Raw genomic sequence first — 20,451 nt, forward strand, 5'->3', positions numbered from 1 at the left:
AATTTAAAGCCATTCAATATCGGTGATCGTTCTTTCTATCTCAGGAAACGAGTCGATTAATTTCAAGCAGTTTTGCAGCTCAAGCTCGGTGGAAGCCCGCGTGGAGCTAACAACCGCTATTGCAATTTTTGTTCTCTGCCATACATCCTGATGATCTACCTCAGAAACAGAGGCATTAAATCTCTGTTTCAAACGAGTGAGAATTCGCTGCAAAACTGCACGTTTTTCTTTTAAAGAATGGGCATCGTAAATGATACATTCACAAAGTACTAAACCTACGATCATTTACGTTCAATTTCTTCCATTACGTAAGCTTCAATAATATCTCCTTCTTTAACATCATTGAAGTTTTTAATGGTAATACCACATTCATAACCCTGTGCAACTTCTTTGGCGTCATCTTTAAATCGTTTTAATGCATCAATATTTCCTTCAAAAATAACAACACCATTACGAATTAAACGAATTCCACTATCACGGGTGATTTTTCCATCTGTTACATAAGAACCAGCAATCGTTCCAACCTTAGACACTTTAAAGGTTTGGCGAACTTCTGCCTGACCAATGACTTTTTCTTTAAATTCAGGGTCTAGCATACCTTTCATAGCTGATTCGATTTCTTCGATTACTTTATAAATAATACTGTGTAGACGAACATCTACCTTTTCTTGTTCAGCTGCACGCTTCGCATTGACATCAGGACGAACGTTAAAGCCAATTACAATGGCATTAGAAGCCGAAGCAAGTGTAATATCCGACTCATTGATGGCACCAGCACCACTATGAATAATCCTGATATTCACTCCTTCAACATCAATTTTTTGTAAGGAAGCTGCCACAGCTTCAGCAGAACCTTGAACGTCAGCTTTAAGGATGATATTTAAATCCTTCATCTCACCCTGCTTTAACTGTTCAAATAAATTATCGAGGCTGACGATAGATTTTTCACCACGTTGAGCTGCAAGTGCTTGTTGCGCACGTGCTTCACCAACTTGACGAGCTGTTTTCTCATCGTCAAATACGACGAAACGGTCACCTGCTTGTGGAACATCACTTAAACCTGTAATTTCAACTGGCGTAGATGGTCCAGCTTCTTTCACTCGGCGTCCAAGGTCATTTACCATTGCACGAACACGACCATACGTGTTTCCTACAACAATAGGGTCACCTATTTTCAGTGTACCATTCTGAACGAGTAAGGTAGCAACTGATCCACGACCTTTATCTAATTGTGCTTCAATTACAGTTCCAACTGCTTTACGATTAGGGTTTGCTTTCCATTCTTCCACTTCACTTACAAGAAGAATCATTTCCAAAAGATTATCGATTCCTTCTCCAGTTTTCGCGGAAAGCGGAACAAAGATTGTATCTCCACCCCAAGCTTCAGAAACTAATCCATGCTCAGTAAGTTCCTGCATAACCCGATCAGCATTGGCAGCCTCTTTATCCATCTTATTAACAGCCACGATAATTGGAACTTCCGCAGCTTTTGCATGGTTGATGGCTTCAACGGTTTGCGGCATTACACCGTCATCAGCAGCAACTACAAGGATGGTAATATCAGTAATTTTCGCACCACGTGCACGCATCGTTGTAAAAGCAGCATGTCCTGGTGTATCAAGGAATGTTATCTTTTTACCATTTTCAACAACTTGGTATGCACCAATATGCTGGGTAATTCCACCTGCTTCACCTTCGGTTACCTTTGTATTACGAATGGAGTCAAGTAACGTTGTTTTACCGTGGTCAACGTGACCCATAATAGTTACCACTGACGGTCTTTCTACGAGGTCTTCTGTTTCATCCTCTGTAAAATAAACTTCAAGATCAGTAGTATCTACTTTAATTTCCTCTTCAACCTCAACACCATATTCACTTGCAATCAATTCAATTGCGTCCTTATCTAATACCTGATTGATTGTTGCCATTACGCCAAGTAAAAATAACTTCTTGATAATTTCAGAAGGTTCTCGGTATATTTTCTTTGCTAACTCACCAACAGTTAAAGATTCGCTAAAAGTAATTTTAGCCGGAAGTTCTTTCACCTTTCTTACTTGTGGCTGAGCCTGTTGAACAGGTGTATGATTCTTCTTCCGATTGTTATTATTATTATTGCGATTCTGATTATTATTAAAAGGTTTTTTATTCCCTTTTCCAGCGCTGAAAACCTTATTTTCCTTAGATTGGAATTGTTGATTTTGTTTTTTAGTGTCAGCCGTTTTTGGTGGTGAAGCCACTTTTACCTTGCTTGGAGTATTAGTTTTTGTGTCGTCATCCTCAAAAGCTTTTGGACTTGTTTTACTTTGCACTTGTGGTTTAACTCCCTGCTGCTGTGGATTCTGATTCTGGCGATTTTGTTGTTGTGGTCTAGCTTGCTTTTGCCCGGAAGGGTTGCTTTGGTTTTTATTATATGTTGCATCAAGCTTAATAACCGCGGCATCCTCTAATGTTGCCATATGATTGGTAACCTCTATATTCATTTCTTTTAACTTTGTAATAACATCTTTGCTTGAAAGATTGTGTTTTTTTGCATATTCATAAACACGAATTTTACTCATATTATTTCACCCCCGCTAGAATTAATCGAGCAACGTAACCAGTTTTTTGGCAAATCCATCATCCATTACAGCTACAACAACGCGGGCTTCTTTGCCAATTGCCTGACCAAGAAGATAACGATCTTCTACGAATTTTATTGGGACTTCATAGGACCTACATTTATCTGTAATTTTTTTTTTCGTATTTTCCGATGCATCTGCCGATAATAATACGAGTCTCGCTTTTCCGCTACGAATTTCCTTAACGGACAGCTCCTCACCCGATATGATTTTGCGTGCTCGATTGGCTAAGCCAAGTAATGACATCCATTGATTCGACTTCATATGGATTGCCGATTCTCCTTCTCTATGAGCTCTAAGAGCTCCTCATATAATGTTTCATTTATTGTAACTTGTAAGTGATTAGATAAGGTGTTCTTTTTCTTGGCTAATAGGACCGCTTCTTTGTCCTTAGAAAGGTAAGCACCTCTGCCAGCTTTTTTACCAGTCAGGTCGATGGTTACTTCCCCTTCTTTTGAGCGAACGATGCGAACGAGTTCTTTTTTCGGCTTCATTTCACCGGTTGCTACACATTTTCGCATAGGAACTTTTTTACGATTGTTCACGATCATTCACCTCACTCTTATTCCAATTCTTCTTCATTATTGAAGTCAATATCATCTTGATCATCAAACAGACGAATCATTTCTTCCCGAGGATAGATTCCTAGTTCACGTGCTTCAGTTTCAGACTTAATATCAATTTTCCAGCCTGTCAATTTTGCAGCAAGTCGTGCATTTTGCCCGCGCTTTCCAATCGCAAGAGACAGTTGGTAATCAGGAACTACTACGGTTGTTGCTTTGTCAGCCTCATTGACCATAACATCCAACACCTTAGATGGGCTTAATGAATTGGCTACAAACACAACAGGATCATCTGACCATTTCACGATGTCAATTTTTTCGCCTTTTAATTCATTCACAACTGCTTGTACCCTTGTGCCTTTTGGTCCAACACATGAACCTACTGGATCCACTTCATCATTTTCCGAATGAACGGAAATTTTCGAACGGTCACCAGCTTCACGAGCTACCGACTTGATATCCACTGTTCCATCATAAATTTCAGGAACTTCGATTTCGAATAATCGTTTTAACAGTCCAGGATGTGTACGCGATACAAAAATTTGCGGACCCTTTGTCGTTTTTTCCACTTTCGTAATGAAGACCTTAATACGGTCATGTGGCTTATAACGTTCATTTGGCATTTGTTCATTTACTGGAAGTAATGCTTCGATTTTTCCAAGGCTTACGTAAATAAATTTGGAATCCAGTCTTTGAACGATCCCCGTCATAATATCTTCTTCACGGTCGATAAATTCGGAATAAATAATGCCTCTTTCAGCTTCTCGAACGCGTTGGGTCACCACTTGTTTTGCCGTTTGCGCTGCGATTCTTCCAAAGTCTTTTGGTGTTACTTCCATTTCAACTACATCTTCAACAACGTAATTGGGATTAATATTTCTTGCATCCGCTAACGATATTTCAAGTCGGGGATCAAACACTTCATCCACTACTTCTTTTCTTGCAAAAACTCGCATTGAGCCTGATTGCAGGTTTAAGTCAATTCGCACGTTCTGGGCCTGGTTAAAGTTACGGCGATAAGCTGATACAAGCGCTGCTTCAATCGCATCAATTAAAACGTCCCTTGAAATGCCTTTTTCTCTTTCTAGTATGATAAGAGCATCTAATAGTTCGCTGCTCATCTGATTATATCCCCCTCACTATATTAATTTCTCTTCTAAGAAAAGATAACTGCCAGTCTTGCATTTGCTACTTTTTCATAAGGAATTTCAATGGCCTTTTTCCGGGTTTTTATTTTTACCTCGATTTTCAATACTTTCCCGTCAAATTCAAGCAAAGTTCCTTCAAAGCTTTTTTCACCGTCGATCGGCTCATATGTTTTAACAAAAACATTTTTACCAATCGCCTTTTCCAAATCTTTCGGTTTTTTCAGTGGCCGCTCTGCTCCAGGAGAAGAAACCTCAAGAAAATAATTATGGGTTATCGGGTCAAGCTCATCGAGTTTTTCACTTAGCCGTTCACTAACAGTTCCGCAGTCCTCAATATCGACACCGTCTTCTTTATCAATATATACGCGCAGAAACCAGCTTTTCCCTTCTTTCACAAACTCAATTTCCACTAATTCTAATCCGAGCTCTTGAACGATAGGCTGTGTGAGCTCTTCAACTATTTCTGTTACTTTACTCATGTTAAACCTCCTTTACCGATCATTTTTACCCATATTATATGTAGTTCACGGAAAATTTTATAAATATCTCTGTCTAAAAAAAGTTGTATACAAAAATGAAAGAGCGGGTTTCCCCACTCTTGAACGAGAGTATTTCTTAGTATTTCCAATAAAACTATACCATAACCAATATTTATATGCAAACACCTATAGTAGAAGCGCCTTGTCCATACGCTTCTACTTTTGAATATTTTTTCATCTAGAAAAGTGATAGCTGGTTTTGGTCAGGCAGATCACCGAGGCAGCCTTGCTTGTCTAAAAACTCGATAATCGTTTTAGATACTTTACCGCGCTGCTGCAAATCTTCTTTTGATAAAAACTCCCCGTCTTGTCTTGCTTTTACGATGCTATAGGCAACGTTTGTACCAAGACCCGGAATAGAATTAAATGGCGGTATCAGTGAATTTCCTTCAATAATAAATTCATCAGCAGATGATTTATATAAATCGATATTCTTAAAAGAGAAACCTCGCTCGCTCATTTCTAATGAAAGCTCAAGGACAGTTAGAAGATTTTTCTCCTTATTTGACGCTTCCAGCCCTTTTGCATTAATTTCTTCAATCTTTGCACGAATCGCTTCAGAACCACGAGCCATTGCTTCAATATCAAAATCATCAGCACGAACCGTAAAATATGCAGCGTAATATAACAACGGAAGATGTACCTTGAAATAAGCAATCCTTACAGCCATAAGTACATATGCGGCAGCATGCGCCTTCGGGAACATGTACTTTATTTTTTTACAGGAGTCGATGTACCATTCAGGTACTTCGTTCTTGCGCATTTCATCTTCCATTTCTTCCGACAGACCTTTACCTTTACGGACCGATTCCATAATTTTAAAAGCAAAAGAAGGTTCTAGTCCCTGATAAATCAGGTAAACCATGATATCGTCACGACAGCCGATTACTTCACTTAGGTTACAGATTTTGTTATGGATTAATTCTTGCGCATTTCCCAACCATACATCTGTCCCATGGGAAAGCCCTGATATTTGAACTAATTCGGAAAACGTTGTTGGTTTTGTATCCTCAAGCATCTGGCGAACGAATCGAGTCCCAAATTCCGGGATTCCCAGCGTACCTGTTTTACACATAATCTGCTGCTCAGTTACGCCTAAAGATTCAGTCCCACTAAAAATTTTCATGACTTCAGGATCATCGGTGGGAATGGTTTTTGGATCTATCCCGCTAAGGTCTTGAAGCATCCTAATAACAGTGGGATCATCGTGTCCAAGGATATCAAGTTTCAATACATTATCATGGATGGAATGGAAATCAAAATGTGTTGTCTTCCATTCAGAATTCCGATCATCAGCTGGGAATTGAATTGGCGAAAAATCATAAACATCCATATAATCAGGAATAACAATAATTCCCCCAGGGTGCTGTCCGGTTGTTCTCTTAACGCCAGTACATCCAGACGCAAGCCGTTCAATTTCCGCACCACGAATTTGCAGATTGTTATCCTGCTGATAGGCTTTCACATAACCAAAAGCAGTTTTATCCGCAACAGTACCAATCGTTCCCGCACGATATACATATTCTTCACCGAAAAGCACTTTCGTGTAATTATGTGCCCGCGGTTGATATTCACCGGAAAAATTCAAATCGATATCGGGTACCTTGTCCCCTTTAAAGCCTAGGAATGTTTCGAATGGGATATCATGTCCATCTTTACGGTATTTTTCTCCACATTGCGGACAGTCTTTATCAGGTAAATCAAAGCCTGAGCCTACTGATCCGTCATTGAAAAACTCTGAATGCTTACAGGTAGGACAAACATAGTGCGGAGGCAGTGGATTTACTTCGGTAATCTCAGTCATTGTCGCGACTAAAGAAGAACCAACCGACCCACGTGAACCGACTAGATAACCATCATCCAATGATTTTTTTACTAATTTATGAGAAATGAGATAAATAACGGCGAAACCATGGCCAATGATACTTTTCAGTTCCTTCTCCAATCGAGCTTCAACAATTTCCGGTAGTTGTTCCCCGTAAATGCTTCGAGCCATAGCATAACTCATCTCACGCATTTCTTCGTCGGCACCTTCGATTTTAGGTGTATACAAATCATCTTTAATCGGTTTAATGACATCAATCATATCCGCTATTTTATTTGTGTTCGTTACAACAATCTCCTTCGCCTTCTCTGAACCTAGGAAAGAAAAGGCATCTATCATTTCATTCGTAGTCCTGAAATGGACATCTGGCAGTTGATGTCGGTTAAGCGGATTTGCACCGCCTTGGGAATTAACTAATATTTTCCTGTAGATCTTGTCATTTTCATTTAAATAATGAACATTCCCTGTAGCAACGACAGGAAGATCCAATTTATCACCTAGCTTGACGATATTTCCGATAATATCTTCAAGCGCCTTTTCATCGCGAACAAGCTCCATTTCAATTAGCGGGGCATTTACCTCTTTCGGCATGACCTCGAGATAATCATAAAATCTCGCTGCATTCTCGACTTCATCTGGAGACTTTTGCATCATCCCTTCAAAAACTTCGCCTTTATTACAGGCAGAGCCGACTAAAATGCCTTCTCGATATTTTTGCAGAACCGACCTAGGAATTCGAGGTACTCTGTAAAAATACTCAATATGCGAAATGGACACCAACTTAAATAAGTTCTTTAAGCCAATATCATTTTGCGCAAGCAATGTACAATGAAACGGACGCGCACGCTGGTATGCATTACCTTTTCCCATATTATCATTAAATTGATCATGGTATTCGATCCCCTTATCCAGAGCATCCTTTAGCATTTTCAGTAATAAATACCCAGTGGCCTCCGCGTCATAGATCGCTCTATGGTGCTGGGTTAATTCAATATCAAATTTCTTTGCTAATGTATTTAAACGATGGTTTTTCATTTCAGGATATAAAAATCTTCCGAGCTCTAATGTATCAATGACTGGATTTTTTGCTTTCTCTAAGCCAATCTTTTTATAGCCCACATTAAGGAAGCCCATATCAAAGGAAGCATTATGGGCAACTAAGACAGCGTCTCCCACCCACTCATAAAACTTTTTAATAACCTCATCGACTTCTGGAGCATTTTGCACCATATCATCGGTAATTCCTGTCAGATTGATCGTTGTTGCAGACAAACGATGATGCGGATTTGCAAAGGACTCAAAGCGGTCAATGATTTCCCCTTCTTTCACTTTAACGGCAGCTAGCTCGATAATCGTATCATATACCGCTGACAGTCCTGTGGTTTCTACGTCAAAGACAACGAATGTATCTTCTGCTAGTAATCGGTTGGCGTCATTGTACGTAATTGGAACTCCATCATCGACTAAGTTTACTTCTACACCATAAAGAATTTTTATATCATTCTTCTTTCCCGCACCGTAAGCTTCAGGGAAGGATTGTGCAACCGCATGGTCCGTAACGGCAATCGCTTTATGTCCCCACTTTTTCGCCTGCGATATCAATGCACTTACCGGAGTTACGGCATCCATTTGACTCATTGGCGTATGAAGATGAAGTTCTACCCGCTTTTCATTCTCTGGTGCTGTATCCTTACGACCAGGTGGTCTCATTTCGTTTATATCATTTCCAATCATCACCAAGTCACGAACAAACGTGTCGTTTTGAATACTGCCTCGGACTTTAACCCACATCCCTTTTTTTACTCGTTGATAGAGGGCAGCATCTTCTTTGTCTCGAGAGAACATCTTAACCATGATAGAGCTTGTATAATCCGTAATCTTAAAGGTTAGCAGAGTACGGCCGCTTCTTAATTCTCTTGTTTCTGCATCAAAGATATATCCTTCCACCGTGACTCTTCGTTCTTCATCTACTATTTCAATCATGGTTCGGAAGTCTTGATTATCCTTAATCGTTAGGCCAATTGAAAGCGGTCCATCTGGAATTTCTACTCCGCCTGAAGCTTTTTCAGCTTCTTGTTTCTGTAAATCTACAAACGCCATCAAGCCGCGCTCTTGGTCTTCTTTTTGCTTAGCTAATAAAAACTGCTGGTATTCGTCATTTTTTTCGACGCTTTGGATTTCCGTTTCAATCGATAAACTCGGAAAACCAAATGACTGATACGTCGAGGTCAGAACTGGTCCATACTTCTTCTTTATTGCCCCACCCTCAGCATCATGACGAACTGCTACGGTTAGTTTGTTCCCACTAATGACAGGAACTTGTTCATTCAATAGCTTTACTAAAGGAGGTGCGATTCCATCGATTTGCTGAACAGCATGACTCCAATATTCCAGGATCAGTTCAGGATGAATGTCTTGATCTGTTACTTTGAAATCATAGGATATCGTTGCGATATTCGAAAACTTTCTCTCCAATTGGGTTGTAAAGCGAAGATACATACCAAATGGAAGTACTTTTTCTAATAAAAATTGAAAATGCCATTTTCGTGCTTTCTTTTCGACAATTAATCGATCTATTTCTGCATTTGGAAATTGTGCTACAACAGCGTCCTCATTTAATTCTAGTTGCTGGAGCAAGAGTAAGAATCGCTCTTTTTTGCCTGCGGCATGATCGCTCATCATTCCCTCTCCCATCTATATAAAATCACGTTGATTCTTTATTACAAAATGTAATTATACCATATCAAACACAATCGTTCGTCTTAATTCGACAGAAAAATATAGGCAAAAAAAATAAACCCCTGCTGTTTTAAACAGGGATTTACAATTGCATTAATCTAAGAAAAATCTTTGAATATCATTCCAGGTCACCACTAGCATGAGAAGCATTAACAGGGCAAAACCAATAAAATGAACAAGCCCTTCTTTATGACGGTCAATTGGTTTTCCTCGTACCGCTTCAACCGCAAAGAACATTAATCTTCCTCCATCAAGCGCTGGGAGTGGCAGCAAGTTCATGATACCTAGATTAATACTTAATATAGCAGCCCACTTCATGACATAATAAATACCTGATTGAACGACGGTATCCGTTGAAACATAAATTCCAACAGGTCCTGAAAGCATATCAATCGAGAACTGCCCGGTTACTAATTTTCCAAGCATCACAAAGATTTGCTTCGTCCAAAAATAGGTCTCTTCAAAACCAGAAGTGATAGCTTGAATTGGGGATTTCTCCACCGGACTGTATACGCCGATAATTCCAATCTTGTTACCCTCAACTGTTTGCTCCTTAGGTGTAACAGGAATTTCTAAATCTTTACCTTCTCTAGTAATGGTGAAATCAAGTTCTTTATTCGGGTTTTCTCTGATAATCTCCACAACATCTGACCAACTGGAGATCTCAGCACCATTAATACTCTGAACAATATCCCCTTTTACTAATCCTGCTGCACTCGCTGCCCCATCAGAAGTGATTTCTCCTAATTTCGGTTCGTTTGTCGGAACACCCTGTAATAGAGCAATAACGATAAAAACAAAGAACGCTAACACAAAATTCATCATCGGCCCAGCAAATATCGCCATCGCTCTTTGTGGTAGTGTTTTAGAAGCAAATTGACGATGATAAGGAGCAATTTGTGTTTCAATTCCATTCTCAACGGTAACAGCGGTTTGACTCACAGAAAAGGTTTGCAAGCTTTCATCATCATCATCCGGATATCCTTTAATGATTAAATCACGTTCAATATCCGCAAATTCCACTTCAACAATACGGCAATTAGGAAACTTTTCTTTATTGTTTAGGATGATTTTATTAACTTTATTCTCCTGATCAAATATGAGACCAATTCGGTAACCAGGTTTAATTTCAACTGTTTCAGGGTCTTCTCCTGCCATGCGGACAAAACCACCTATCGGCAAAAGCCTTATGGTATAAGTCGTCTCACCTTTTTTATGCGAAAAGATCTTAGGTCCAAAACCAATCGCAAATTCCCGGCAAAGGATCCCGGCACGCTTTGCAAAAACTAAATGTCCTAATTCATGGAAGAAAACTAGTGCACCAAAGATAACAATAAAAGCAATAACTGTACTCAAACGAAAAAACCACCTTTTTTATAATAGTGAACGTACGAGCTGTCTTGTTTCTTTGTCCACCTCTTGAATGACAGAAAGACTGGGGTTGTCTATCCATTGATGGCTGCTTAAAGCCTTCTCAATTAAATCTTCAATTTGTAAAAACTGAATTTTCTCTTCTAAAAATGCTGCAACAGCTACTTCATTAGCTGCATTTAAAACCGTTGGCATTGTACCGCCTATTTTTCCTGCTTCATATGCAAATTTCAAGCAGCGAAAGCGCTCTAGATCCATTTCTTGAAAATGAAGCTTGCCGATTTCTGCTAAGTTTAATCGTTTGGAAGAAGGAAGGTGCAAACGGTCCGGATATGATAGTGCATATTGGATCGGAACGCGCATGTCAGGTGTTCCTAATTGAGCCATGATACTGCTATCATGGAACTCTACCATTGAATGAATAATGCTTTCTTTATGAAGAAGTACATCAATGTTCTCATATGGTATGTTATAAAGCCAGTGTGCCTCTATTACTTCAAGACCCTTATTCATCATTGTGGCCGAATCAATGGTAATTTTTGCTCCCATTGACCAATTTGGATGGTTCAATGCATCACTTATTGTTACACCTTCTAAGTCTTTTCTACTTCGGTCACGAAAACTTCCACCTGATGCTGTCAAAATTAAGCGTTCAATATTCTTTTCTTTTTCACCCTGTAGGCATTGGAAAATAGCTGAATGTTCGCTATCTACTGGGAGTAAAGCCACACCATTTTTCTCAGCCGCCTTCATGACAATATGACCAGCTGTAACAAGCGTTTCCTTATTCGCAATAGCAATTGTTTTTCCACTTTCTATTGCCTGTAGGGTTGGATTTAAACCAACACTTCCTAGTACAGCATTAACAAGGATATCTGTTTTCGGGTAAACTGCCACTTCAACCAGTCCATCTTCTCCAAAAGTAAATTTGGTTTGAGGAAATTCTCCCTTTAAAGTTTGACAGTCATGGTAATCTTGAACAGAGACAAGCTCAGGTTGAAATTCAACAATCATTTTTCTCGCTAAATCAAGATTTCTTCCAATTGAGATTGCCAACAAATTAAATTCTGTCGGGTGCTCACGGAGAATATCTAATGTTTGGGTGCCAATCGAGCCAGTTGCCCCCAAAATACTAATCATTTTCAACAAGGTTCAACTCCTATAGAGTAAAGCTTTTAACATAAATTTTTACCGTTTACCATAGATGAAATAAGTTCAACAAAGGTAAAACGAATAAAATACTATCAAAGCGGTCAAGAATCCCGCCATGTCCTGGCAAGATATTACCGGAATCTTTCACATTAAAATGACGTTTAAAAGCGGATTGAACAAGGTCGCCAATTTGTCCAAAAATAGATAGGATCACAGTAATCCCCATCAATGAAACGATCGATGCATTAATATCCGTTAGCAATACAAACAATACAGCAACAACTAATGCACAAATCACACCGCCAATCGAGCCTTCAACGGTTTTATTCGGGCTAATTTCTGGCCACAACTTCCTCTTACCAGTTGCTTTTCCAATAAAATAGGCTCCCGAATCTGTTGCCCAAATCATAAATAAGGAATAAATGATATAGACAAGACCAGCCTCACGAGTTTCTATCAAGAAGTAAAACCCGATGCCCACATATATTGCTGATAAAATCGAAAAACCGGCATCCTCAAAGGTAAAACGATTTTTTGTTACCACAGTATAAGTTAATAATAACATGATCAAAACAATTGCCAGTTCAGTTTTAGTATAATAAAATCCATCTAAAACATGATTATACTGCTCTGGAAAAAGAACTACCCAAAGGAATAAAATAGATAGTAGTCCATGAACAGAAAAAATGCTAAGTTTTTTCATTTTTAATAATTCATATAATCCGACTGTTGCCATGAAATATGTTAGGAGTACAAATGGCAGACCGCCGTAATAAACAATTGGTAAAAATAAGGCTGCTGCGACAACTCCTGTTATGATTCTTTGCTTCATCTAAGTTTTCAACACCTTTTTCGTTCGAGATTGTCTCATCTGTGATGTCTATCTGAACTATTCAATAGCTTCAAAATTAAATTCCCCCGAATCGGCGTTGGCGGTTTTGAAATACTTCTACTGCTTCAAGCAGATGTTCTTCTTTAAAATCTGGCCATAGAACTTCTGTAAACCAAAATTCAGAATAAGCCACCTGCCATAGCATAAAATTACTAAGACGAATTTCACCACTTGTCCGAATTAATAAATCAGGGTCTGGAATTTCAGAAGTCATAAGATAGGAGGAAAATACCTCTTCATCTAACTCATTCTCATTTAGCATTCCACTTTTGTAATCATTTAAGACTCGTTTCGCGGCATCAATAATCTCCGCTCTACTACCGTAATTAAGGGCAAAGTTTAAAATAAGTCCATCATTATTCTTTGTCTCTTTTATAGCTTTTTCAATTGCATTCAAGGTATGTAACGGAAGCTGTTCTTTATAACCCATCATTTTAACTTGAACATTTTCCTCAATTAATTCAGGAAGGAAGGTTCCTAAAAATTCTTCTGGCAACTTCATTAAAAAGTCGACTTCATTTTTTGGCCGTTTCCAATTTTCGGTTGAAAATGCATATAAAGTTAAGGTTTTTATTCCTAATTTATTCGCCAACCTTGTAATTTTACGAACGACTTTCATGCCTTCGTGATGTCCAGCAACTCGTGGTAAAGCCCTTTTCTTAGCCCAACGGCCGTTCCCGTCCATGATGATTGCAACATGATCAGGCACAGGCAAATTTTTAATTTCTTCTATTTTTTCTCGGAGTGTGGAAGAGTTATTATTTTGATTCTTCCAAAGCCTTATTTTCTTAAACATAACATTGCTCCTCCAAATTAAGATAATCATTTCCTCCGAAATAGATTATTCCACAGACTATGTGTTGATACGTTATAAGAACACTTATTTTCGCATGCCTTTATCATACCAAAAAAGCAAAAAGATATCTTCTAATATATAATTTATGTACTTTTACAACAAATAAGAATACCGTTAATTTAAAATATGAAATAGAGAAAAAACCCCCTTAAAAAGAGGGCCCTCTACTTTTAATGGTAAATTAAACTTCCATAATTTCTTTTTCTTTATCTTTTGTAACTTGGTCGACCTTACTAATATGCTCATCCGTTAGTTTCTGAATATCATCAGAATAACCACGAAGGGCATCCTCGGTAATTTCTCCATTTTTCTCCAACTTCTTTAAATCATCGTTGGCATCACGGCGAATGTTACGAATAGCAACCTTCGCTTCTTCTGATTCTTTCTTCACTAATTTTACAAGTTCCTTACGTCGCTCCTCTGTTAGTTGAGGAATGGAAATACGAATAACCGAGCCATCATTGGTAGGATTTAACCCTAAATCTGACTTAAGAATCGCTTTTTCAATATCACCTAGAATGGTTTTATCGTAAGGCTGAATAACAAGTAATCTAGCTTCTGGTGTGGATATACCAGCCATTTGGTTAACAGGAGTCGGTGCACCATAATAATCAACGGTAATTCGGTCTAATAACGATGCACTTGCACGACCCGCACGAATGCTGGCAAGTTCACGTGAATATGCTTGAATGGCTTTTGACATTCTATCCTTTGTAACTGCTATCACTTGTTTTGGCATTAATGTTTCCCCCTAACAATCGTTCCGATTTTTTCACCCATAACCGCTCGTTTAATATTTCCTTGTTCCATAATAGAGAAAACGATAAGTGGAATATCGTTGTCCATACATAATGAAGAAGCCGTTGAATCCATAACCTGCAGACCCTCTTTAAGAACATCCAAGAATGATAAATCATCATATTTTGTTGCATTTGGGTCTAATCGTGGGTCGGCAGAATATACTCCATCGACGTTATTTTTAGCCATTAAGATGACCTCAGCTTCGATTTCAGCGGCTCTTAATGCTGCAGTTGTATCTGTTGAGAAATACGGATTTCCAGTACCGGCAGCAAAAATAACAACACGCTTTTTCTCTAAATGTCTGATCGCGCGGCGTCTAATATATGGTTCAGCAACCTGGCGCATATCGATAGAAGTTTGCACACGTGTTTCAATTCCCAATTGCTCTAAGCTGTCTTGTAGCGACAAAGAGTTCATAACTGTTGCCAGCATCCCCATATAATCAGCTGTTGCACGATCCATACCCATTTCACTGCCGATTTTACCACGCCAAATATTGCCGCCGCCAACAACTACAGCTACTTCAACCCCTAGTTCTTGAATTTCTTTCACTTGAGCAGCAATGGATTTGATAACCGATGGTTTAATACCGAAGCTTGATTCACCAGCCAAAGCTTCACCGCTTAATTTTAATACGACACGTTTATACTTAGGACCGCTCATATGAACCTCCATATTATGTAATATCTTGCAAAAAAACCTTTAAAAATAGGGAACACAGGCGTGTTCCCTATTCAAAACATATTTCTGTAACCTTGCTTAAAAAAAATTACTTTTTATTTACTTGGTTCATAACTTCTTCTGCGAAGTTATCTTCACGCTTTTCAATTCCTTCGCCTACTTCAAAACGAATGAATTCGCGTACAGTTGCACCCTTAGATTCAACAAATTGACGAACTTTTTGATCCGGGTTTTTAACGAATGTTTGATCAAGAAGACATACATCTTCGAAATACTTTCCAAGACGGCCTTCAACCATTTTCGCAACGATGTTTTCTGGCTTGCCTTCGTTAAGAGCTTGAGTAGTAAGAACTTGACGCTCACGCTCAACTTCTTCTTGAGAAACCTGGTCACGAGAAACGTATTTTGGACGTAATGCAGCGATATGCATAGAAACATCTTTCGCAGCTTCTGCATCAGTAGTGCCTTCAAGAACAGATAATACAGAGATGCGTCCACCCATATGAAGGTAAGCACCAAATGCATCATTATCCGTTTTTGAAACAACTGCAAAACGACGAAGTGTTAATTTCTCACCAATTTTAGCAATCGCAGCATTGATATAATCTGCAACTGTTACGCCATTAATCGTTTGTGCAGATGCTTCTTCAACTGTTGCAGGCTTATTTGCAAGCAAGTGAGCAGCTAATTCCTTAACAAGATTTTGGAACGCTTCGTTTTTAGCAACGAAATCTGTTTCAGAGTTAACTTCTAAAATAACTGCATTGTTTCCTTCAGCAACAACATATGTTAAGCCTTCTGCAGCAATACGGTCACCTTTTTTCGCAGCTGAAGCAATTCCTTTTTCGCGTAAGAAGTCAATTGCTTTTTCCATATCACCATTTGTTTCTGTTAACGCCTTTTTACAATCCATCATCCCAGCGCCAGTTTTTTCACGTAATTCTTTTACCATTTGAGCTGTAACTGCCATAATTCATTTCCTCCTTCAAATACTATGTATTATAGTCATATCTTAGCCATTCAAACTTAAGATAAACATTCTTTACCCAGTCAATCGACGAGTTTTCTTTAAAAAAAGGTGATAAAGGGTCTCCCTCTTATCACCTTTTATCAGTTCATACCATTTAATATTAAGCTTCTACCGCTACTTCTTCACCTTGTTTTGCTTCAAGAATAGCGTCTGCCATTTTACCAGTTAAAAGCTTAACCGCACGAATCGCATCGTCATTCGCAGGAATAACTACATCGATTTCGTCTGGATCACAGTTTGTATCAACAATACCTACGATAGGAATGTTCAATTTCTTAGCTTCAGCAACTGCGATACGCTCTTTACGAGGATCGATGATGAATAAAGCATCTGGAAGTTGCTTCATATCTTTGATTCCGCCTAAGAATTTTTCAAGACGTTCTTGTTCTTTCTTTAATTGAACAACTTCTTTTTTAGGTAATACTTCGAAAGTACCGTCTTCAGACATTCTTTCGATATCTTTCAAGCGGCCAATACGCTTTTGGATTGTTTCGAAGTTTGTTAGAGTACCACCTAACCAACGTTGGTTTACATAGTACATACCAGAACGAGCTGCTTCTTCTTTAACAGAATCTTGAGCTTGTTTCTTAGTACCAACAAATAGCATTGTGCCACCGTTAGCAGCTAGGTCTTTTACCCAGTTATAAGCTTCTTCAACCTTTTTAACTGTTTTTTGAAGGTCGATGATGTAGATACCGTTACGCTCAGTGAAGATATATTTCTTCATCTTAGGGTTCCAACGGCGAGTTTGGTGTCCGAAGTGTACACCAGCTTCAAGCAATTGCTTCATAGAAATGACTGACATGTGTTTTTCCTCCTAATGGTTTGATTTCCTCCGCTTGTCTCATATTTAACAGAAACTGTTGTTAACAGCACCAACTGATAAATCAACAAGCGTGTGTAATAACACCATGAAATAATATAGCATATGTCCCGCATACAATCAAGTCTAAATATTAATTTTTAATAGGCTCGTTAAACTTGCCCGTTGATGTCCACTCCACTAATGAAAGCTTCTTCGAATAATCACCGCAGGGACAGGTGGTTTTTGCCTGTCACGAGGCACTTCGCTTTCCGCGGGCGTGCCGAGGAGCCTCCTCGTCGCTTTGCTCCTGCGGGGTCTCCCCCTGCCCCGTACTCCCGCAGGAGTCTTCGTGCCTTCCGCTCCAATCAACTCAGTAAAACAATTAACTATGGCCTTTTACACAGTCATTTAAAATAAAACCCCTGTCAAATTTTGATCTGACAGGGGTTGAGTAGATTAGTTTGATCTTAATTTATCTAGTTCTACTAGGAATTTGTCATTAAGGACTTTGATATAAGTTCCTTTCATACCTAGGGAACGGGATTCGATTACTCCAGCACTTTCAAGCTTTCTTAACGCGTTAACGATAACGGAGCGTGTAATTCCAACACGGTCAGCAATTTTAGATGCAACAAGTAAGCCTTCATTACCGTTTAATTCTTCAAAAATATGCTCGATCGCTTCCAGTTCACTGTAAGATAATGAACTGATTGCCATTTGAACAACTGCCTTGCTTCTTGCTTCTTCTTCAATTTCTTCTGATTTTTCACGTAAAATTTCCATACCAACAACGGTTGCACCATATTCAGCAAGAATAAGGTCATCATCGTGGAATTTTTCTTGTAATCTTGCAAGAATCAATGTACCAAGACGTTCCCCGCCACCAATAATTGGAACAATCGTTGTTAATCCCTCACGGAAAAGATCACGATTTTCTACAGGGAATGCTGTATATTGGCTTTCAACATCAAGATTTGATGAAGTTTCTTGAATATTAAATAATCCATTTGTATATTCTTCTGGGAATTGACGGTCTTCTAACATTTGTTTCATACGGTCGTTTTCAATTTGCTGGTTAATTGCAAAGCCCAAAAGCTTACCGCGACGGCTAACAATAAAAATATTCGCTTCAATAATTTCACTAAGAGTTTCGGACATTTCTTTAAAGTTAACCGGCTTTCCTGCTGCCTTCTGTAAAAGCACATTAATCTTTCTTGTTTTTGTAAGTAAATCCATCTGTTTCTTCCTCCTAATTATCTGGAACCATTATTTAGTTTTAGTATTATATATCAATCATTACAGCGAAATTAGGTAATGCGTTTATCAAACCATCATGTCGTGAACGATTGTTTCTAGAGAATAAATTGACTTAAATCTTTATTTTTTGAAATTGCTCCAAGCTTATCATCTACGTATTGTGGAGTTATCGTAATTTTCTCCATTGATATATCCGGAGCCTCAAAAGATAAGTCCTCTAATAATTTTTCTAAAATTGTATGGAGTCTTCTTGCCCCAATATTATCCGTATTTTGATTCACTTCGAAAGCAACTTCAGCTATTCTACGAATAGCATCGTCAGAAAATTCAATTTGTATACCTTCTGTTTCCAATAATGCTTGATATTGCTTAATTAAGGCATTATCCGGTTCAATCAAAATTCTGAAGAAATCTTCAACCGTTAATTTTGTTAATTCAACGCGAATCGGAAATCTTCCCTGCAACTCAGGAATTAAATCTGATGGTTTCGCCATATGGAAGGCACCAGCAGCAATAAATAAAATATGATCAGTTTTAACAGTTCCATACTTTGTAACAACTGTTGAACCCTCAACTACTGGTAAAATGTCTCTTTGTACTCCCTCACGTGAAACATCTGCAGACGAACCACCAGAACTCTTGCTGGCAATTTTATCAATCTCATCGATAAAAATAATACCAGTCTGCTCTGTTCGATATAAAGCCTCTGAGGATACCTCATCCATATCAATTAATTTAGCGGCTTCTTCATTTGTTAAAACTTTTCTAGCTTCCCGAACCGTCAATTTTCTCTTTTTACGTTTTTTCGGCATAAAACTGCTTAGTGCGTCCTGCATATTCATACCCATTTGTTCAATGCCAGAACCTTGAAGCATATCAAACATTGAAGGAGTTTGCTCCTCTACTTCTACGGTTACAATCTCATCTTCTAATTGTCCAAGGGAAAGCTTCTCCTTAACAATCTTTCTTTTTTCAGTAACAGAATAGTCCTCTTGATGCGACTCTTGTTCAGCGGATTGGTTGCCACCGCCAAATAACATCTCTAAAGGATTTTTGTAATTAGCTGATTTCTTTGCAGAAGGAACTAGTAAATCGACAAGTCGAGCATTCGCATTTTGCTCTGCACGTTCTTTTACAGCTAGCATTCTATCTTCTTTCACTAATCTGACTGATGTTTCAACGAGATCTCTGACCATTGATTCAACATCACGGCCAACATAGCCTACTTCAGTAAATTTTGTGGCTTCGACTTTTACAAATGGTGCACCTACCAATTTTGCAATTCTTCGGGCAATTTCCGTTTTACCGACACCCGTTGGACCGATCATCAATATATTCTTTGGGATAATTTCATCACGAAGTTTTTCGTTCAACAGGCCTCTTCTGTATCGGTTTCTAAGAGCAACAGCAACTGCTTTTTTCGCATCCTTCTGTCCAATAATATATTGATCGAGTTTTTCAACAATTTGACGCGGGGTTAAATTTGTCGTATTAGCCATTTATTGGTTCCCTCCCATTAAAGCTCTTCAACAATAATGTTGTGATTTGTGTACACACAAATTTCAGCAGCTATTTCTAAAGAAGCCTTGGCAATTTCTTTGGCTGTTAGATGGTCGCCAGCATATTTCTTTAATGAGCGTCCTGCTGCTAGAGCATAATTTCCGCCAGAACCAATTGCCAGTATTCCATCGTCAGGCTCAATGACTTCACCTGTACCAGACACTAGAAGTAAATCCTCGGAGTTCATAACAATTAACATTGCTTCTAACTTTCGGAGTACTTTATCACTTCTCCATTGTTTAGCTAACTCAACAGCAGCTCTTTGGAGGTTACCGTTATATTCTTCTAATTTCCCTTCAAACATTTCGAAAAGGGTAAACGCATCTGCTACAGAACCAGCAAATCCAGCTAATACTCTACCATTAAAAATCTTTCTCACTTTTTTTGCAGTGTGCTTCATCACAACCGCATTCCCAAATGTTACTTGACCGTCCCCAGACATTGAACATTGTCCATTATGTTGGACAGCAAAGATTGTCGTTGCATGAAATTGATTCATTAAGATCCTCCTCTTGCATTTTTACTAACTAATCATATGTAACAAGAGAGTGACATACTTAGTTATGGATATCCCTTAAAATAGTATGAAAACTGAATTTATTTATACCCTTAGA

The 20,451-nt window shown here is 38.6% G+C and carries 18 protein-coding genes; all 18 read right to left on the reverse strand.

Annotation, left to right across the window (positions count from 1 at the left end):
* Positions 1–3: 3 nt before the first annotated feature.
* Positions 4–285 carry a DUF503 domain-containing protein gene (locus tag ACWM35_RS01745; protein WP_454814880.1) on the reverse strand — a complete coding sequence of 94 codons (282 nt, stop codon included), beginning with the start codon at positions 283–285 and terminating at the stop codon, positions 4–6.
* On the reverse strand, positions 282–2,558 hold the full coding sequence (infB, locus tag ACWM35_RS01750; RefSeq protein ID WP_454814882.1) for a translation initiation factor IF-2: 2,277 nt from the start codon (positions 2,556–2,558) through the stop codon (positions 282–284). Before infB ends, ACWM35_RS01745 begins: the two co-directional genes overlap by 4 nt.
* Before the next feature lie 21 nt (positions 2,559–2,579).
* The gene (locus ACWM35_RS01755) at positions 2,580–2,882 is read right to left on the reverse strand and encodes a YlxQ family RNA-binding protein (protein WP_454814884.1); all 303 of its coding nucleotides are present in this window, start codon (positions 2,880–2,882) and stop codon (positions 2,580–2,582) included.
* Complete coding sequence (gene rnpM / locus ACWM35_RS01760) at positions 2,879–3,163, reverse strand: RNase P modulator RnpM (protein WP_454814886.1); 285 nt, start codon at positions 3,161–3,163, stop codon at positions 2,879–2,881. The genes ACWM35_RS01755 and rnpM overlap by 4 nt, the downstream gene beginning before the upstream one ends.
* A 17-nt stretch (positions 3,164–3,180) precedes the next feature.
* Complete coding sequence (gene nusA, locus ACWM35_RS01765; RefSeq protein WP_454814888.1) at positions 3,181–4,302, reverse strand: transcription termination factor NusA; 1,122 nt, start codon at positions 4,300–4,302, stop codon at positions 3,181–3,183.
* Between the two features lie 35 nt (positions 4,303–4,337).
* Positions 4,338–4,808 carry a ribosome maturation factor RimP gene (gene rimP / locus ACWM35_RS01770; protein WP_454814890.1) on the reverse strand — a complete coding sequence of 157 codons (471 nt, stop codon included), beginning with the start codon at positions 4,806–4,808 and terminating at the stop codon, positions 4,338–4,340.
* Positions 4,809–5,046: 238 nt separating this feature from the next.
* The gene (locus ACWM35_RS01775) at positions 5,047–9,372 is read right to left on the reverse strand and encodes a PolC-type DNA polymerase III (protein WP_454814892.1); all 4,326 of its coding nucleotides are present in this window, start codon (positions 9,370–9,372) and stop codon (positions 5,047–5,049) included.
* Positions 9,373–9,525: 153 nt separating this feature from the next.
* On the reverse strand, positions 9,526–10,788 hold the full coding sequence (rseP, locus tag ACWM35_RS01780) for an RIP metalloprotease RseP (RefSeq protein ID WP_454814894.1): 1,263 nt from the start codon (positions 10,786–10,788) through the stop codon (positions 9,526–9,528).
* 18 nt (positions 10,789–10,806) lie between these two features.
* Positions 10,807–11,949 carry a 1-deoxy-D-xylulose-5-phosphate reductoisomerase gene (dxr, locus tag ACWM35_RS01785; RefSeq protein ID WP_454814896.1) on the reverse strand — a complete coding sequence of 381 codons (1,143 nt, stop codon included), beginning with the start codon at positions 11,947–11,949 and terminating at the stop codon, positions 10,807–10,809.
* A 49-nt stretch (positions 11,950–11,998) separates the two neighbouring features.
* Positions 11,999–12,787 carry a phosphatidate cytidylyltransferase gene (locus ACWM35_RS01790; protein ID WP_454814898.1) on the reverse strand — a complete coding sequence of 263 codons (789 nt, stop codon included), beginning with the start codon at positions 12,785–12,787 and terminating at the stop codon, positions 11,999–12,001.
* Between the two features lie 76 nt (positions 12,788–12,863).
* Positions 12,864–13,643: an isoprenyl transferase gene (locus ACWM35_RS01795; protein WP_454814900.1), complete on the reverse strand. Its 780-nt coding sequence runs from the start codon at positions 13,641–13,643 to the stop codon at positions 12,864–12,866.
* A gap of 241 nt (positions 13,644–13,884) precedes the next feature.
* A complete protein-coding gene (gene frr, locus ACWM35_RS01800) occupies positions 13,885–14,442 on the reverse strand; it encodes a ribosome recycling factor (RefSeq protein ID WP_454814902.1) in 558 nt (185 codons plus the stop codon).
* Positions 14,442–15,167, reverse strand: a complete 726-nt coding sequence (gene pyrH, locus ACWM35_RS01805; RefSeq protein WP_454814904.1) for a UMP kinase — start codon at positions 15,165–15,167, stop codon at positions 14,442–14,444. Before pyrH ends, frr begins: the two co-directional genes overlap by 1 nt.
* A 106-nt stretch (positions 15,168–15,273) precedes the next feature.
* Positions 15,274–16,155 carry a translation elongation factor Ts gene (tsf, locus tag ACWM35_RS01810; protein WP_454814906.1) on the reverse strand — a complete coding sequence of 294 codons (882 nt, stop codon included), beginning with the start codon at positions 16,153–16,155 and terminating at the stop codon, positions 15,274–15,276.
* Between the two features lie 160 nt (positions 16,156–16,315).
* Entirely contained in the window at positions 16,316–17,020 is a 705-nt protein-coding gene (gene rpsB / locus ACWM35_RS01815; protein WP_454814908.1) for a 30S ribosomal protein S2, read from the reverse strand.
* Positions 17,021–17,476: 456 nt separating this feature from the next.
* A complete protein-coding gene (gene codY / locus ACWM35_RS01820; protein WP_454814910.1) occupies positions 17,477–18,256 on the reverse strand; it encodes a GTP-sensing pleiotropic transcriptional regulator CodY in 780 nt (259 codons plus the stop codon).
* A 116-nt stretch (positions 18,257–18,372) separates the two neighbouring features.
* Positions 18,373–19,776 (reverse strand): HslU--HslV peptidase ATPase subunit, encoded by a 1,404-nt coding sequence (gene hslU / locus ACWM35_RS01825; RefSeq protein ID WP_454814912.1) that lies wholly within the window; start codon positions 19,774–19,776, stop codon positions 18,373–18,375.
* 17 nt (positions 19,777–19,793) lie between these two features.
* On the reverse strand, positions 19,794–20,336 hold the full coding sequence (hslV, locus tag ACWM35_RS01830) for an ATP-dependent protease subunit HslV (protein WP_454814914.1): 543 nt from the start codon (positions 20,334–20,336) through the stop codon (positions 19,794–19,796).
* Positions 20,337–20,451: the final 115 nt, after the last annotated feature.

The sequence above is a fragment of the Neobacillus sp. K501 genome (genome assembly GCF_053749995.1).

Coding starts and splice junctions, on each gene's coding strand:
- ACWM35_RS01745 (WP_454814880.1), bottom strand. CDS start 285: ATGATCGTAGGTTTAGTACTTTGTGAATGTATCATTTACGATGCCCAT.
- infB (WP_454814882.1), bottom strand. CDS start 2,558: ATGAGTAAAATTCGTGTTTATGAATATGCAAAAAAACACAATCTTTCA.
- ACWM35_RS01755 (WP_454814884.1), bottom strand. CDS start 2,882: ATGAAGTCGAATCAATGGATGTCATTACTTGGCTTAGCCAATCGAGCA.
- nusA (WP_454814888.1), bottom strand. CDS start 4,302: ATGAGCAGCGAACTATTAGATGCTCTTATCATACTAGAAAGAGAAAAA.
- rimP (WP_454814890.1), bottom strand. CDS start 4,808: ATGAGTAAAGTAACAGAAATAGTTGAAGAGCTCACACAGCCTATCGTT.
- ACWM35_RS01775 (WP_454814892.1), bottom strand. CDS start 9,372: ATGAGCGATCATGCCGCAGGCAAAAAAGAGCGATTCTTACTCTTGCTC.
- ACWM35_RS01790 (WP_454814898.1), bottom strand. CDS start 12,787: ATGAAGCAAAGAATCATAACAGGAGTTGTCGCAGCAGCCTTATTTTTA.
- ACWM35_RS01795 (WP_454814900.1), bottom strand. CDS start 13,643: ATGTTTAAGAAAATAAGGCTTTGGAAGAATCAAAATAATAACTCTTCC.
- frr (WP_454814902.1), bottom strand. CDS start 14,442: ATGCCAAAACAAGTGATAGCAGTTACAAAGGATAGAATGTCAAAAGCC.
- pyrH (WP_454814904.1), bottom strand. CDS start 15,167: ATGAGCGGTCCTAAGTATAAACGTGTCGTATTAAAATTAAGCGGTGAA.
- tsf (WP_454814906.1), bottom strand. CDS start 16,155: ATGGCAGTTACAGCTCAAATGGTAAAAGAATTACGTGAAAAAACTGGC.
- rpsB (WP_454814908.1), bottom strand. CDS start 17,020: ATGTCAGTCATTTCTATGAAGCAATTGCTTGAAGCTGGTGTACACTTC.
- codY (WP_454814910.1), bottom strand. CDS start 18,256: ATGGATTTACTTACAAAAACAAGAAAGATTAATGTGCTTTTACAGAAG.
- hslU (WP_454814912.1), bottom strand. CDS start 19,776: ATGGCTAATACGACAAATTTAACCCCGCGTCAAATTGTTGAAAAACTC.
- hslV (WP_454814914.1), bottom strand. CDS start 20,336: ATGAATCAATTTCATGCAACGACAATCTTTGCTGTCCAACATAATGGA.